Origin of the sequence: Micromonospora sp. NPDC049282 (assembly GCF_043197045.1) — a bacterium.
Classification (GTDB): domain Bacteria; phylum Actinomycetota; class Actinomycetes; order Mycobacteriales; family Micromonosporaceae; genus Micromonospora.
In genome coordinates this window covers 213,280-226,958 of record NZ_JBICSL010000003.1, presented here as the reverse complement: position 1 = coordinate 226,958, position 13,679 = coordinate 213,280, and the positions used below count along the sequence as shown (strand labels likewise).

Here is a 13,679-nt window from a genome sequence, read left to right as displayed (position 1 = left end):
GGCTCAGAAGCCGGACACCGGGTGCGGGACGTACGGCGCCTCCAGTTCCGCCACCTCGGCGTCGGTCAGTTCCAGCTTCAGCGCGGCGACCGCGTCGGTCAGGTGGTGCGGCTTCGTCGCGCCGACGATCGGCGCGGTCACCGCCGGGTTGCGGGCCACCCAGGCCAGCGCGACCTGCGCGCGCGGCACGCCCCGCTGCTCGGCCACCCGACCCACCGCGTCGACCACGGCCCGGTCGTGCTCCTCGGTGCGCGCGTAGAGCTTCCGGCCGAACTCGTCGGTCTCCGTCCGCGTGGTCCGCTCGCCCGGGTCGCGGGTCAGCAGGCCACGGGCCAGCGGGCTCCACGGGATCACCGCGATCCCCTCGTCGAGGCAGAGCGGCAGCATCTCCCGCTCCTCCTCGCGGTAGAGCAGGTTGTAGTGGTTCTGCATGGAGACGAACCGGGTCCAGCCGTGCCGCTCGGCGGCCCACAGCGCCTTGGCGAACTGCCACGCGTACATCGACGAGGCGCCGAGGTAGCGGACCTTGCCGGCCCGGACCAGGTCGTGCAGCGCCTCCAGCGTCTCCTCGATCGGGGTGGCCGGGTCGAGGCGGTGGATCTGGTAGAGGTCGACGTAGTCGGTGCCGAGCCGGCGCAGGCTCGCGTCGATCTCGCTCATGATGTGCTTGCGGGACAGCCCGCCCCGGTTCGGCCCGGGACCCATCCGGCCGTGCACCTTGGTCGCGATCACCACGTCCTCGCGGTCGGCGAAGTCCTTCAGCGCCCGGCCGACGATCTCCTCGCTGGTGCCGTCGGAGTAGACGTTGGCGGTGTCGAAGAAGTTCACCCCCAGCTCCAGCGCCTGCTTGATGAAGGGCCGGGCGGCGTCCTCCGGCAGCGACCAGGGGTGCGTGCCCCGCCCCGGCTCGCCGTAGCTCATGCAACCCAGGCAGAGCCGGGACACCTCCAGGCCGGTGGAGCCGAACGTCACGTAGTCCATGCGCCCATCACACCACCGGCCGGGGACGACCGCAGTCCCGCGGGATCAGTCGCCGTGCTCCGCGGTGGCCGCCGGGACGTCGCCCCAGACCGCCTTCGCGCCGGAGTCGCCCACCCGGTAGACCTGGACCAGGTTCGCCGCGGCCACCGCCACCGCGAGCACGGCCACCACCACGCCGAGCGCGCCGGATCCGGTTTTCGGCCGGTCACCGGCCGGGCGGTCCGCGCGGCGGTGCAGCCAGACCAGCGCGACCGCGACAAGCAGCAGCGGCAGCGCGAACCAGATCAACTGGTCGCCCAGCTCGGCGTGCCGGCCCGGGTCGCCGACCCGGTGCTCCAGGTCCTCCCCGCTCTGGGTGGCGAGCGGGATCGCGGCGGTGGCCAGCGCGGCGACCAGCACCACGAGCCAGCCGAAGCGCCCCCGCCAGGCGGGGCGTACGGCCAGCGCGACGACGCCCAACGCGGCCAGTGGCAGCAGCACCACCACGGCGTGCACCACAAGCGGGTGCAGCGGCAGTCCGTTCACGGAGTCGGGCACGGTGATCTCCTCGGCGGTCGGGGCGGCCGGTCCGGCTCCCACAGTGCCCGGCGTTTCTTGCGAAGTTCTTGCGCCGGAGCGCGCCCGGCGCTCAGGCGGGCGGCAGCAGGACGGTGAAGGTGGCGCCGCGCCCCGGCTCGCCGGTCACCTCGACGGCGCCCCGGTGCGCCCGCGCCACGTGCTGGACCAGGGCGAGCCCGAGACCGAACCGCCGGCCCGCCCCGGCCGTGCCGTGCGCGAACCGGGCGAAGAGCCGGTCCGCCTCCGCCGAATCCAGACCGACCCCGTCGTCGGCGACCTCGGCGGCGACCCGTCCGTCGCGGCGGGCCACGGTGACGGTGACGTGACCGCCGGCCGGCACGTGGCCGATCGCGTTGTCCACCAGCGCGGTCAGCGCGCGGCGCAGCGCCGGCCGGGCGCCCCGGACCGGCGCCGGGCCGCCGGCCGCCAACCGCAGCTCCACCTGCCGCTCCCCGGCGTACGCGGACATGCTCTCCACCACCTCGCGGGCCACCTCGGCCAGGTCCACCTCGGTGTCCGGCAGCGGCTGGTGCTCGGCGGCGGCCGACACCAGCAGGTCCTCGACCACCTCGCCGAGCGCCCGGGTGTCCGCCACGAGCTGGTCGAGCTGCCCGGCCAGCCGTTCCGCCGGCTGGTCGCGGGCGCGCCGGGCCAGCAGCTGCGCCCGGGTGTGCAGCACGGTCAGCGGGGCCCGCAGCTCGTGCGAGGCGTCCGCCACGAACCGGCGCTGCATACCCAGCGCGGTGGCCAGCGGGGCGACCGCCCGCCGGGCCAGCAGCGTTGCCGTGACCAGCGCGCCGGCCAGCCCGGCCAGCTCGGCCACCAGCAGCGCGAGGCCGAGCTGGCCCTGCCGCCGGCGCAGCGGGGCCAGGTCGGCGGCGACCGCCCAGCGGGTGCCGTCCGGCCGGCGCTCCACCGCCACCCGGACCGGCCGGTCGTCGCCGGCCGTCGCGTCGTGGCGGCCGGGCACGCCCCGTACCGCCTGGTCGAGCACCCGGGTCAGCTCCGGCGACGCGCCCGGGGTCACCTCGATCGCCGGGTCACCGGGGCGCTGCCGGGCCAGGAACTGCCCGGGCGGCGGGTCGTCCACGTCCTCGGCGGCGGCCAGCACCCGGCTCAGCTCACCGTCCAGCGCCCGCGACTCCTGCCGGCTGGTCAACGCGTACATCAGCGCGCCGACCAGCAGCAGGACCAGCCCGATGGCGCCGGCGGTCTGGGCCACGCTGCGCCGGCGGGCACGGGCGAGCCGGGCCTCGTCCACGCTCAGCCGGCCCCGAGCCGGTAGCCCAGGCCGTGCACCGTGCGTACGGCGTCCCGGCCCAGCTTGCGGCGCAGGTGGTGGACGCAGGCGTCGACCGTGCCCGGCGCGTCGGCCCGGTCGAACGCGGTGCTGAGCAGCTCCGCCCGGGTGAACACCTTGCTGGGCCGGCCGGCGAGGGCGTGCAGCACGGCGAACTCGCGGGCGGAGAGCGGGATCTCGTCCGCGCCGTCCACCACCCGGCGGTTGCCCACGTCGAGCCGGCGACGGCCCAGCGGCAACCAGCCCGCGCCGTCCGGGTGCCGGCGGCGCAACGCGCGGAGCCGGGCGGTCAGCTCCGCCACCTCGAACGGCTTGACGAGATAGTCCTCCGCCCCGGCGTCCAGGCCGGCCACCCGGTCGTGCACCGCGCCCCGGGCGGTGAGCAGCAGCACCGGGCAGGTGACGCCGTGCGCCCGCAGCCGGGCGACCAGCTCCAAGCCGTCCAGCGCGGGCAGCCCTCGGTCGACCACCATCACCTGGTAGTCCCGGGTGAGCGCGCGGTGCAGGCCGAGGTGCCCGTCGCCGGCCACCTCGACCTCGTACCCCTCGTCGGCGAGCAGGTCGGCGAGGAGGCCGGACAGGGCGCGGTCGTCCTCGACCAGCAGCAGGCGGGGGCGGCTCTCCACCGGGCCAGTATTCACCCGCGACGAGGCGACTCAGCGGTCCCCGGCCGGGATCGGGTCGTCGTACTGGCCGGACGGGCCGGCCAGCGGCTCGCCCCCGACCAGCGGCCAGGCGTTCGGCGCGCAGCCGTGCAGGCCGAGCGTCTGCTGCACCATCACCGGGGCCGGTCCGCCGGCCCGGGGGCAGCGCTCGTGACCCCGGCCCAGCCGGTGGCCGACCTCGTGGTTGAGCAGGTACTGCCGGTAGAGGTCGAGGTCGGGCACGTGCGGCACCCCGTACACCCAGCGGGCCACGTTGATCACGACCCGGTCGCCACTGCGGCAGGACGTGTAGCGGTCGCTCGGGTCGCCGCACAGCTCACCCCGGGTCACCGGCGTGGTCAGCAGCACGGTGAAGTCGGCCGGCCCGTCCCGGCCCACCCGCTGCAGCCGCCACCGGCCGTCGCCGGTCCAGCCCCGCCGGTCGGCAAGCGTCGCCGCGACCTCCCGGGCGAAGCGTTCCACGTCCACGTTGCGGATGCCGTCCTCGACCGCGACCCGGTAGCGCAGCAGCTCACCGGAGCGCCCGGCCACCGCGCCGACCGTGTCGGCGGTACGGAAGCCGCCACCGCCCCGGGCCGGGTAGCCGATGCCGGGCGGCACCCGGCCGGCCACCGGGACCGGTGAGGGCGCGGCCGTCACCGGCGGGCGCGCGGACGGCACCGTCGCCGGCACGGTCCGCTCCACCCCGGCCGAGGCCAGCAGGTCCGGGTGCCGTCGCACCGCGTACCCGCCTGCGGCCGTGAGGCCGGTCACGACGAGGAGCGCCACCAGCGCGCGGACCCCGGCCCGCGACCTCCGTCGCCGCCGATGCGCACCCCGGTCCTGCCCGCCCACGTCGCTCTCCGTCCGTCGCCCCGCCCGCGCTCCGCAGGAGAGTACGGACGCCGGCGCCTCTCGGTTGAACCGGCGGGCCGGGTACCGTCGAGGCCGGGGTGGGCGACCTGCCGCCTGTTGGAGTCCAGGGAGAGCCACCCGTGTCCTCAGCCGAGCCGCTGCTCGACGACGCCCTCGTGGCGGCGCGCGGCACCGACGTACGTGCCGCCGAGCGTGCCCTCGACCGGCTGGTGGTGGGCGACGGCGCGGCGGTGGACGCGGCGCTGCTCGCCCGGTTGTGCCGCACCCTGGGCCGGCTCTGGCCGCGCGGCTGGCAACCGGTCGACCTGGACCGGCTCGCCACCCGGCGGCTCACCCCGCGCGGCGTCCGGCTGCTGCGCGACGCGGTCGCCGCCCAGCGGCGCACGCTGCCCGACCCGGTCCCGGCCTGGTTCGACGAGCAGCTCGCCGAGCTGGGCGCCCGCTGGGACGCCGACGCGGGTTGGCTGGACCGCCGCGCCGAAGGCGACCGGGTCACCGCGCTGCGGGACGCGGTCGACGCGCTCGTCCTGGTCGAAGGACTGCCCCCGATCGCGCTGCTCCGCCCACCGCCCGGCGCCGCCGCCGTCCCGCTCGCCGCCGTCCCGGCCACCGGCTCCCGGATGCTCGACCGGGTACGCGCGCTGCTGGCCAAGGCCGAGTCGACCGCCTACCCGGCCGAGGCGGAGGCGTTCACCGCGAAGGCGCAGGAGCTGATGGCCCGGCACAGCATCGACGCGGCGCTGCTCGACGCGGCAGCCGTTCGCCCCGACCGGCCGGGCGGCATGCGTCTGGGCACCGACGCCCCGTACGCGGCGGCGAAGGCGCTGCTGATCCAGGAGGTGTCGGCGGCGAACCGGTGCGAGTCGGTCTGGTCCGACGACCTGGGCTTCGCCACCGTGCTCGGCTTCCCGGCCGACCTGGCCGCGGTCGAACTGCTGCACACGTCGCTGCTGGTGCAGGCCACCGCCGCGATGCTGCGCGGGCGGGCCGGGCGCGGCAAGAGCAGCGGGCGGCGCACCAAGGGCTACGACGAGTCGTTCCTCAACGCGTTCGCGCTGCGGATCGGCGAGCGGCTGCGGGCGGCCAGCACGGCGGCGGCCGAGGAACACGCCGACGACCGGTTGTTGCCGGTGCTCGCGGCCCGCTCGGACGCCGTCCGGGAACGCGCCGACGAGCTCTTCCCGGGCACCACGCGGCACCGGCTCCAGGTGCGCGACTCGGAGGGGTGGACGTCCGGCACCAGCGCCGCCGACCGCGCCTCGCTCGACGCCGGCGACGCGCCACGCCGCCCGCTGCGCGGAGCCCGCTGAACTTCTTCGAGGGATGATGTCGGATCGGGCCGGCGGGCTCCGACCCGACCGCGAGGCGCCACCGACGACGGTGGCCCCGACCCGAGGAGTGGACCGTGAAGTACATGCTGCTGATCTGGAACCGGCCCGGTTTCGTGGAGGAGCTGACCGAGGCGGAGCGCAACGCGATCTTCGGTGAGGTCGACGTCATCATGAAGGAGCTGACCGAGTCCGGCGAGCTGGTCGGCGGGGAGGCGCTGGCCCACCCGTCGCAGACCCGCACGGTTCGGCACTCGGCCGGCGGCGCGGAGATCACCGACGGGCCGTTCGTGGAGAGCAAGGAGCAGTTCGCCGGCTACCTGACCGTCGACTGCGACACCCCGGAGCGGGCCGCCGAGATCGCCGCGAGCTGGCCGGACGTGCGGCGCGGCTGCGGTGTGCTGGAGGTGCGGGCGGTGATGGAGCAGGCCGGGACGGAGATGTGACCTCCCGGGCGGTCGAGGACCTGCTGCGGGCGCTCGCGCCGCAGGTCCTCGGCGTGCTCGTGCGCCGACACGGCCAGTTCTACGCCTGCGAGGACGCGGTCCAGGAGGCGCTGCTGGCCGCCGCCACCCAGTGGCCGGCGCAGGGCGTGCCGGACCATCCCCGCGCCTGGCTGGTCACCGTGGCGACCCGCCGGCTCACCGACGAGTGGCGCAGCGAGCACGCCCGCCGGGAGCGCGAGGTCGCGGTGGCGATCCGGCAGCCCGCGTACGCGGCGGTCGCCCCGCCCGCCGACGAGGAGCCGCCGAGCGGGGACGACACGCTGAAGCTGCTGTTCCTCTGCTGTCATCCGGCGCAGCCGGTCAACGCCCAGGTGGCGCTCACGCTGCGGGCCGTGGGCGGGTTGAGCACCGCCGAGATCGCCCGGGCGTACCTGGTGCCGGAGGCCACCATGAGCCAGCGGATCCGCCGGGCCAAGCAGCGGATCGAGGCGACCGGAGCGCGCTTCACGCTGCCCTCGGCGGCCGACCGCGACGAACGGCTGGGCGCGGTGCTGCGCGTGCTCTACCTGGTCTTCAACGAGGGTTACACCGCGTCGAGCGGGGACGAGCTGCACCGGGCCGAGCTGACCGGGGAGGCGATCCGGCTGGCCCGGGAGCTGCGCCGGGTGCTGCCGGACGACGGCGAGGTGGCCGGGTTGCTGGCGCTGATGCTGCTGACCGACGCGCACCGGGCGGCGCGTACCGGCCCGGACGGGGCGCTGGTGCCACTGGCCGAACAGGACCGCACCCGCTGGGACCGGGCCGCCGTGGCGGAGGGGATCACGCTGGTGACCGACGCGTTGACCTGGTCGGCGCCGGGCCCGTACCAGGTGCAGGCGGCCATCGCCGCGGTGCACGCGGAGGCGCCCACCGCCGCGACCACCGACTGGCCGCAGATCGTCGCGCTCTACCGGGTGCTGGCCCGGATCGCGCCCAACCCGATGGTCACGCTCAACCAGGCCGTCGCGGTGGCCATGGTGGACGGCCCCCGGGCCGGCCTCGCGCTGCTCGCGCCGCTCGGCGGCGACGACCGGACCGCCGGCCACCACCGGTTGGCCGCCGTCCGCGCGCACCTGCTCGAACTGGCCGGCGACCGGGCGGACGCCCGGGCCGCCTACCTGGCCGCCGCGCGGGCCACCACCAGCCTGCCCGAGCGGCGTTACCTGGAGGTACGCGCCGCGCGCCTGGCAGCCGACCGATGACTCCCGCCCCCGCGGGCGACGGGGAAGCGCGGTTCTGGGTGCATCTGTCGTCGCTGGAGCGACATCAGGTGCACCCAGAGGAAGAGCCGATCGGTCGGCAGACCGCACGCCGGGCCGGCCCGAAGGCCGGCCCGGTGGGTTGCGCGGGTCGTACGTCAGCTCTTGAAGGCGTCCTTGATCTTCTCGCCGGCCTGCTTGAGCTTGGCGCCGGCCTGGTCGTTGCGGCCCTCGGCCTCGAGGCGCTCGTTGTCGGTCGCCCGACCGATGCCTTCCTTGACCTTGCCCGCGGTGTCCTGGGACGTGTTGTCGATCTTGTCGTCGAGACCCATGCGAACCTCCAACTCAGCAGTTGCGTGACGACAACCAGTTACCCCGTCGCCCACCCGCCCAACCATTCCGGTGCGGCGGGTCACCCGATCGGGCGGAACCGCCGCAGCCGGAGGCTGTTCGCCACCACGAAGACCGACGAGAAGGCCATCGCCGCACCGGCGAGCATCGGGTTGAGCAGCCCGGCGGCGGCCAGCGGCAGCGCGGCCACGTTGTAGGCGAACGCCCAGAACAGGTTGCCCTTGATGATCGCCAGGGTGCGGCGGGAGAGCCGGATGGCATCCGCCGCGGCCCGCAGGTCACCCCGGACCAGGGTCAGGTCGGCGGCTTCGATCGCCACGTCGGCGCCGGTGCCCATGGCCAGCCCGAGGTCGGCCCGGGCCAGCGCGGCGGCGTCGTTGACCCCGTCACCGACCATGGCCACCACCCGGCCCTCGCGCTGGAGCCGCTCGACCACCTCCACCTTGTCGGCCGGCAGCACCTCGGCGATCACCTCGTCGATGCCCACCTCGGCGGCGACCGCCTTCGCCACGGTGGCGTTGTCGCCGGTGAGCAGCACCGGGGTGAGCCCCAGGCCGCGCAGCCGGTCGACCGCCGCCCGGCTGGTCGGCTTCACCGGGTCGGCCACCGCGAGCACCCCACGGGCCCGCCCGTCCCAGCCGGCCAGGACCGCTGTGCGGCCGGCCGACTCCGCGCCGGTCGCGGCCCGCACGACCTCCTCGGGTACGTCGAGACCGCGCTCCCGCAGCAGCCGGAGGCGCCCGACCACCACGGTCCGGCCGTCGACCGTGCCGGTCACGCCCAGGCCCTCGGCGTTGGCGAAGTCGCCGACGGCGGGCGGCGTACCGGCCTCGGCCGCCGCCTCGGCGACCGCGCGGGCGATCGGGTGCTCGGAGGCCGCCTCCAGCGCGCCGGCCAACCGGAGCAGCTCGGCGGCGTCCTCGCCGGTCGCGGGCAGCACCTCGGCGAGCGCCATCCGACCGGTGGTGACGGTGCCCGTCTTGTCCAGCACCACGGTGTCGATCCGGCGGGTGGACTCCAGCACCTCCGGCCCCTTGATCAGCACGCCGAGCTGCGCGCCGCGTCCGGTGCCGACCAGCAGCGCGGTGGGTGTGGCCAGACCCAGCGCGCACGGGCAGGCGATGATCAGGACGGCCACGGCGGCGGTGAACGCGGCGGTCGGCCCGGCGCCGGTGCCGAGCCACCAGCCCAGCGTGGCGGCGGCCAGGGCGATCACGATCGGCACGAAGACGCCGGAGATCCGGTCGGCGAGCCGCTGCACCGCCGCCTTGCCGGTCTGCGCCTGCTCCACCAGCCGCGCCATCTGGGCGAGCTGGGTGTCCCCGCCGATCCGGGTGGCCCGGACCAGGAGCCGGCCGCCGGCGTTGACGGTGGCGCCCACCACGGCGTCGCCCGGCCCCACCTCGACCGGCACCGACTCGCCGGTGAGCATGCTGGCGTCGACCGCCGAGGTGCCCTCCTCGACCACGCCGTCGGTGGCGATCTTCTCCCCCGGCCGGACCACGAACCGGTCACCCACCGCGAGCTGGTCGACCGGGATCCGCACCTCCTGCCCGCCGCGCCGCACCGCCACGTCCTTCGCGCCCAGTTCGAGCAGGGCGCGCAGCGCGGAGCCGGCGGTGCGCTTGGCGCGGGCCTCGAAGTATCGGCCGGCCAGGATGAAGAGGGTGACGCCGGCGGCGGCCTCCAGGTAGATGTTGCCGGCGCCGTCGCCCCGGGTGATGTCGAACCGGAACGGGTGGGTCATCCCCGGCATCCCGGCGTCGCCGAGGAAGAGCGCCCAGAGCGACCAGCCGAACGCGGCCAGCGTGCCGAGCGACACAAGCGTGTCCATGGTCGCCGCGCCGTGTCGCAGGTTGACCAGCGCGGCCCGGTGGAACGGCAGCCCACCCCAGACCACCACCGGCGCGGCCAGGGTGAGCGACGCCCACTGCCAGTAGTCGAACTGCCAGGCCGGCACCATGGCCAGCAGGATCACCGGCAGGGTCAGCACGGCGGAGACCCACAACCGGGTACGCGCGCCGCGCAGCTCGTCCACCGGCTCGCCGGCCACGGCCGCCCGGTCACGCGCGGGCGGGGGCGGCACCTCGGCCGTGTAGCCGGTCTTCTCCACGGTGGCGATCAGGTCGTCCGGCGCGATCTCGTCGGCGTACCGGACGGTGGCCTTCTCGGTGGCGTAGTTCACCGTGGCCTCGACGCCGTCCATCCGGTTGAGCTTCTTCTCGATCCGGGCCGCGCAGGAAGCGCAGGTCATGCCGCCGATCTTGAGTTCGATCAGGTTCGGCGCGGTCGGCAGCGTCTTGCCCGTGGTGGTCATCGCGGCACCTCCCCGGTCGGGTCGCCGGCCACGACGGTGAACTCGGCGGTGTGCACCGCGTCGCCGTGCCGGAAGTCCAGGTAGAGACGGTACGCCCCGGCCGAGGGCACCTCGGCCGCGAACGTGACCGCCGGTCCGGCCGGCGTCCGCCCGTCGCCGGGCGCACCCTCCGGGTGCACGTGCAGGTAGGCCAGGTCACCCTGGCGCAGCGCCACCAGGTGTCCGTACGCACCGAGGTAGGGCTGGAGGTCGGTGACCGGGCGGCCGTCCCGGCTGACCGAGAGCGTGAGCCGGCTGGTGCGGCCCGGCTCCGGCGTGCCGGTGAGCGTGACCGTGTAGCCGTCGACCGTGGTGCTGGTGGCCGGCGCCGGCAGCGGCCGGGCGGCCAGCGGGCCGGGGATGGTGACGTCGACGCCGAGGGTCAGCGCCTCCCCGCCGGTGGGGGTGAAGTCGGCGAACGCCCGCCACACGCCGGGTCCGGCGAGCGGCGAGGCGACCCGCCAGGTGCCGTCGTCGGCCAGCTCCGGGTGCACGTGCCGGAAGCCGGACAGGTCGCGCCGGGCGACGATCAGGTGCATGCGCTTGTCGTGGGCCACCTCGTAGCGGGTGACCGGCCGGCCGTCCGGGCCGGTGATCCGGAACGCGAACTGGCCGGTGGGGGCGGTGGTCGGCTGGAGCGTGTAGCCGCGCTCGGAGACGAGCAGCCCGCCGGGCAGGTGCGCGGCGTCGGCCGGGCCCTCGTCGCCGTGGCCGGCGGCGCCGGTCCCGTGGTCGGTGTCGGTGGTGTCGTGGTCGGTGTCGGTGGTGTCGTGGCTGGTCTCGGCGGCCGGGGCGACGGGACCGGCCAGGTGACCGATCCCGTACGCCCCGCCGAACACCGCCGCGAGGCCGAGGGCGAAGCCGCTCAGCTTCGTCGCCGTGTTCATGGTGCCTCCTGGAGATGTGCGATGCGTGGGCCGGTCACGCCTCGGCGAGGTCGTAGCCGGCCTCGTCCACGGCGGCGCGGACGGCGGCCGCGTCCAGCGGGCCCTGGCTGGTGACGGTGACCCGGCCGGTGGCCAGGTCGACCTGGACGTCGGTGACGCCCGGCAGCGCGGTCAGCTCGGTGCTGACGGCGTTGACGCAGTGGCCGCAGGTCATGCCGTTCACCTGGTAGGTGGTGTCCATCTCGCCCTCCGATCTGATACCCCCTGGGGGTACAAGCGGAACGTTACCATACCCCCGAGGGGTACGCTATCCTCGACGGATGACCACGCCGTCCACCCCGACCCGGGGCTACACCGCCAGCAAGGACCAGCTCCTCGCCCGGCTCCGTCGCGTCGAGGGCCAGGTCCGGGGCATCGAGAAGATGGTCGAGGACGACCGTTACTGCATCGACGTGCTGACGCAGATCTCGGCCATCCAGGCCGCGCTGGACAAGGTCGCCCTGGGCCTGCTCGACGGCCACGCCCGGCACTGCATGCACGAGGGCGCCGCCGAGGGCCGCGCCGACGAGATGGCCACCGAGATGATGGCCGCCGTCGGCCGCCTGATGAAGCGCGGCTGACCAGGACTTCCGACCCCGGAAATGGGCCGCGCGGCCCGGCCCGCCCGGCCGCTCGTGCACGTACCGTCGAGGTGACGGCCGGGTCGGCGCCGCGCCGACCCGCCCGAACGGACGGAGGGCGGCCGGATGATGTGGTCGGGCCCGATGATGGGTTGGATGTGGCTCTGGTCCCTGCTGGCGCTCGCGGCGCTCGCGGGGCTGGTCTGGCTGGTGGTCAGGCTGCCCGGGGTGGGCTCCGCGACGCCGGGTACGGCCCGGCGCATCCTCGACGAGCGGTACGCGCGCGGCGAGATCGACGAGGACGACTACCGGCGGCGGCGCGCCGGCCTGAGCTGACCGCCGGTCACCCCCGCCCGGGCGCGGCCGGCGGATGGGCTCCGCAGCGGCCTGCCGGGCGCCCCGGTCGGCGCTGGCTACCATGGCCCGGCGACGACCGGGCGTGGTCAGCACCGTCCGCGCCGGCCGGGGACCGACCGGGCCGGTGACCGGGTCGCGCCGTCGACAGTTGGGAGACGCCGTGGGCGCCGACCACACCCGTCCCGCCCCCGCGCCACCCCGGGTACGCCGGCTTCTCCTCGCGACCGTCGTGCCGCTCCTCGCGCTCACCGTGATCGCGGCGCTGGCGCTCTGGCCCCGGTCGGGACCGGAGCCGGCGGGCGGCGCGAACGTGCCACGTCACCAGGGCACCGTGACCCGGGTGGTGACCGAGCCCTGCCCGCCGACCCCGGAGGCGCCGGAGGGCGCCGACGGCCGCTGCGGCACCGTGACCGTCGCCGCGGAGCAGGGCCCGGACGCCGGCAGGCAGGTCGAGACGCCGATCCCCGCGGGGCCCGGCGCGCCACGGGTCGAGGTCGGCGACGAGGTGATCCTGGTCGAGCTGACCGACCCGGCCGACCCGACGGTGAAGACCTACAACATCGCCGAGCACCAACGCGGCACGCCGCTGGTCTGGTTGGTGGCGCTCTTCGCCGCCGCGATCGTCGCCTTCGGCCGCTGGCGCGGTCTGGCCGCGCTCGGCGGGCTGGCGGCCAGCTTCGCCATCCTGCTCGGCTTCGTGCTGCCCGGGATCGGCGCCGGCCGGTCCCCACTGCCGGTGGCGATCGTCGGCGCCGCACTCATCATGTTCGTGGTGCTCTACCTGACCCACGGGATCAGCGCGCAGACCTCCGTGGCGGTGCTCGGCACGCTCGGCAGCCTGGTGGTCACCGGCGTGCTCGGCACGCTGGCCACCGGAGCCACCCACCTGACCGGCTTCGGCAGCGAGGACGCCACCACGCTGTCCATGTTCCAGGGCGAGGTCGACCTGCACGGGCTGCTGCTGGCCGGCATCATCATCGGCTCGCTGGGCGTGCTGGACGACGTCACGGTCACCCAGGCGGCGACCGTCACCGAGCTGGCGCGCGCCAACCCCGACCTGTCCCGGCGGCAGCTCTACCGGGCGGCCACCCGGGTCGGCCGGGCGCACATCGCGTCGACCGTCAACACCATCGTGCTGGCGTACGCGGGCGCCTCGCTGCCGCTGCTGCTCCTGCTGGTCGCCGACTCCCGCCCGGTGAGCGAGATCCTCACCAGCGAGTTCCTCGCCCAGGAGATCGTCCGCAGCGCGGTCGCCACGCTCGGTCTGATCGCCGCCGTACCGATGACCACCGCGCTGGCCGCGGTCGTCACCACCGCCGGCCGGCCCGTGCCGGACGCCGCCCCGGCGTCGCCACCGCCCGCGTCCCGGCCTCCACAGGGGCGGGACGAGGCGCTGGAGGCGCTCGGCGGACGGCGGCCCGGCGACCCGGGGAGCACGGAGGCCGCATGGTGACACTCCGCAGCGTGACGGCCGACGTCAAACGCGATGCTGCTCACGCTGGGCAATGTCGAATTCTCGCGATTGGTCGCCTTCCGGACGTAGATCCCCGGTCGGGATCTCGGGTAACCTCGCCCCGGTCACCGCCGAAGGCGCGCACCGGCGCCTGCGGTGCCGCCGCCCAATCGCCTCCGGGCGAACCGGGGAACCAGGTACATGGGGTGAATCCGCGCGAGCGGTAGGGGCCGCTTCCGTCCCGAACCCGTCAGCTAACCCGGTCGGCGGTCGACGGAAGGGAA

At 75.6% G+C, this 13,679-nt stretch carries 15 protein-coding genes and 1 riboswitch; of the genes, 6 read left to right on the top strand and 9 right to left on the bottom strand.

Annotated elements, in window-relative coordinates:
• Positions 1 to 3 precede the first annotated feature (3 nt).
• From ACGFI2_RS07590 to ACGFI2_RS07570, 5 genes are all read right to left on the bottom strand, one after another.
• Positions 4 to 981, bottom strand: a complete 978-nt coding sequence (locus ACGFI2_RS07590) for an aldo/keto reductase (protein WP_393512227.1) — start codon at positions 979 to 981, stop codon at positions 4 to 6.
• A gap of 45 nt (positions 982 to 1,026) precedes the next feature.
• Complete coding sequence (locus ACGFI2_RS07585; protein WP_393512225.1) at positions 1,027 to 1,518, bottom strand: DUF2231 domain-containing protein; 492 nt, start codon at positions 1,516 to 1,518, stop codon at positions 1,027 to 1,029.
• Positions 1,519 to 1,609: 91 nt separating this feature from the next.
• On the bottom strand, positions 1,610 to 2,800 hold the full coding sequence (locus ACGFI2_RS07580; protein WP_393512222.1) for a sensor histidine kinase: 1,191 nt from the start codon (positions 2,798 to 2,800) through the stop codon (positions 1,610 to 1,612).
• A 2-nt stretch (positions 2,801 to 2,802) separates the two neighbouring features.
• A complete protein-coding gene (locus tag ACGFI2_RS07575) occupies positions 2,803 to 3,465 on the bottom strand; it encodes a response regulator transcription factor (protein ID WP_393512220.1) in 663 nt (220 codons plus the stop codon).
• Positions 3,466 to 3,495: 30 nt separating this feature from the next.
• A complete protein-coding gene (locus ACGFI2_RS07570) occupies positions 3,496 to 4,257 on the bottom strand; it encodes a DUF3152 domain-containing protein (RefSeq protein ID WP_393512217.1) in 762 nt (253 codons plus the stop codon).
• A 221-nt stretch (positions 4,258 to 4,478) separates the two neighbouring features.
• Between ACGFI2_RS07570 and ACGFI2_RS07565 the strand changes: the two genes are divergently transcribed.
• The 3 genes from ACGFI2_RS07565 to ACGFI2_RS07555 all read left to right on the top strand — a co-directional run bounded on the left by ACGFI2_RS07565 (position 4,479) and on the right by ACGFI2_RS07555 (position 7,374).
• Positions 4,479 to 5,669, top strand: a complete 1,191-nt coding sequence (locus ACGFI2_RS07565; protein WP_393512214.1) for a DUF2786 domain-containing protein — start codon at positions 4,479 to 4,481, stop codon at positions 5,667 to 5,669.
• Positions 5,670 to 5,773: 104 nt separating this feature from the next.
• Positions 5,774 to 6,133 carry a YciI family protein gene (locus tag ACGFI2_RS07560; RefSeq protein ID WP_393513141.1) on the top strand — a complete coding sequence of 120 codons (360 nt, stop codon included), beginning with the start codon at positions 5,774 to 5,776 and terminating at the stop codon, positions 6,131 to 6,133.
• Complete coding sequence (locus ACGFI2_RS07555) at positions 6,130 to 7,374, top strand: RNA polymerase sigma factor (RefSeq protein WP_393512211.1); 1,245 nt, start codon at positions 6,130 to 6,132, stop codon at positions 7,372 to 7,374. Before ACGFI2_RS07560 ends, ACGFI2_RS07555 begins: the two co-directional genes overlap by 4 nt.
• Positions 7,375 to 7,529: 155 nt before the next feature.
• Here ACGFI2_RS07555 and ACGFI2_RS07550 read toward each other — a convergent pair whose 3' ends face one another.
• The 4 genes from ACGFI2_RS07550 to ACGFI2_RS07535 form a co-directional block, all read right to left on the bottom strand.
• Positions 7,530 to 7,703 (bottom strand): CsbD family protein, encoded by a 174-nt coding sequence (locus ACGFI2_RS07550; RefSeq protein ID WP_091416163.1) that lies wholly within the window; start codon positions 7,701 to 7,703, stop codon positions 7,530 to 7,532.
• 80 nt (positions 7,704 to 7,783) lie between these two features.
• On the bottom strand, positions 7,784 to 10,039 hold the full coding sequence (locus ACGFI2_RS07545; protein WP_393512208.1) for a heavy metal translocating P-type ATPase: 2,256 nt from the start codon (positions 10,037 to 10,039) through the stop codon (positions 7,784 to 7,786).
• Complete coding sequence (locus ACGFI2_RS07540; RefSeq protein ID WP_393512205.1) at positions 10,036 to 10,965, bottom strand: hypothetical protein; 930 nt, start codon at positions 10,963 to 10,965, stop codon at positions 10,036 to 10,038. Before ACGFI2_RS07540 ends, ACGFI2_RS07545 begins: the two co-directional genes overlap by 4 nt.
• 34 nt (positions 10,966 to 10,999) lie before the next feature.
• Positions 11,000 to 11,206: a heavy-metal-associated domain-containing protein gene (locus tag ACGFI2_RS07535; protein ID WP_393512202.1), complete on the bottom strand. Its 207-nt coding sequence runs from the start codon at positions 11,204 to 11,206 to the stop codon at positions 11,000 to 11,002.
• Positions 11,207 to 11,285: 79 nt separating this feature from the next.
• Between ACGFI2_RS07535 and ACGFI2_RS07530 the strand changes: the two genes are divergently transcribed.
• From ACGFI2_RS07530 to ACGFI2_RS07520, 3 genes are all read left to right on the top strand, one after another.
• Complete coding sequence (locus ACGFI2_RS07530; RefSeq protein WP_091062541.1) at positions 11,286 to 11,585, top strand: metal-sensitive transcriptional regulator; 300 nt, start codon at positions 11,286 to 11,288, stop codon at positions 11,583 to 11,585.
• Positions 11,586 to 11,741: 156 nt separating this feature from the next.
• Complete coding sequence (locus ACGFI2_RS07525) at positions 11,742 to 11,921, top strand: SHOCT domain-containing protein (protein WP_393512200.1); 180 nt, start codon at positions 11,742 to 11,744, stop codon at positions 11,919 to 11,921.
• A 181-nt stretch (positions 11,922 to 12,102) separates the two neighbouring features.
• Positions 12,103 to 13,395 (top strand): YibE/F family protein, encoded by a 1,293-nt coding sequence (locus tag ACGFI2_RS07520; protein WP_393512198.1) that lies wholly within the window; start codon positions 12,103 to 12,105, stop codon positions 13,393 to 13,395.
• A 153-nt stretch (positions 13,396 to 13,548) separates the two neighbouring features.
• Positions 13,549 to 13,679: riboswitch (cyclic di-AMP (ydaO/yuaA leader) on the top strand.

Excerpts from the sequence above, each read along its gene's own strand:
- ACGFI2_RS07545 (WP_393512208.1), bottom strand. The coding sequence starts at position 10,039 with ATGACCACCACGGGCAAGACGCTGCCGACCGCGCCGAACCTGATCGAA.
- ACGFI2_RS07525 (WP_393512200.1), top strand. The coding sequence starts at position 11,742 with ATGTGGCTCTGGTCCCTGCTGGCGCTCGCGGCGCTCGCGGGGCTGGTC.
- ACGFI2_RS07560 (WP_393513141.1), top strand. The coding sequence starts at position 5,774 with ATGCTGCTGATCTGGAACCGGCCCGGTTTCGTGGAGGAGCTGACCGAG.
- ACGFI2_RS07550 (WP_091416163.1), bottom strand. The coding sequence starts at position 7,703 with ATGGGTCTCGACGACAAGATCGACAACACGTCCCAGGACACCGCGGGC.
- ACGFI2_RS07530 (WP_091062541.1), top strand. The coding sequence starts at position 11,286 with ATGACCACGCCGTCCACCCCGACCCGGGGCTACACCGCCAGCAAGGAC.
- ACGFI2_RS07535 (WP_393512202.1), bottom strand. The coding sequence starts at position 11,206 with ATGGACACCACCTACCAGGTGAACGGCATGACCTGCGGCCACTGCGTC.
- ACGFI2_RS07590 (WP_393512227.1), bottom strand. The coding sequence starts at position 981 with ATGGACTACGTGACGTTCGGCTCCACCGGCCTGGAGGTGTCCCGGCTC.
- ACGFI2_RS07540 (WP_393512205.1), bottom strand. The coding sequence starts at position 10,965 with ATGAACACGGCGACGAAGCTGAGCGGCTTCGCCCTCGGCCTCGCGGCG.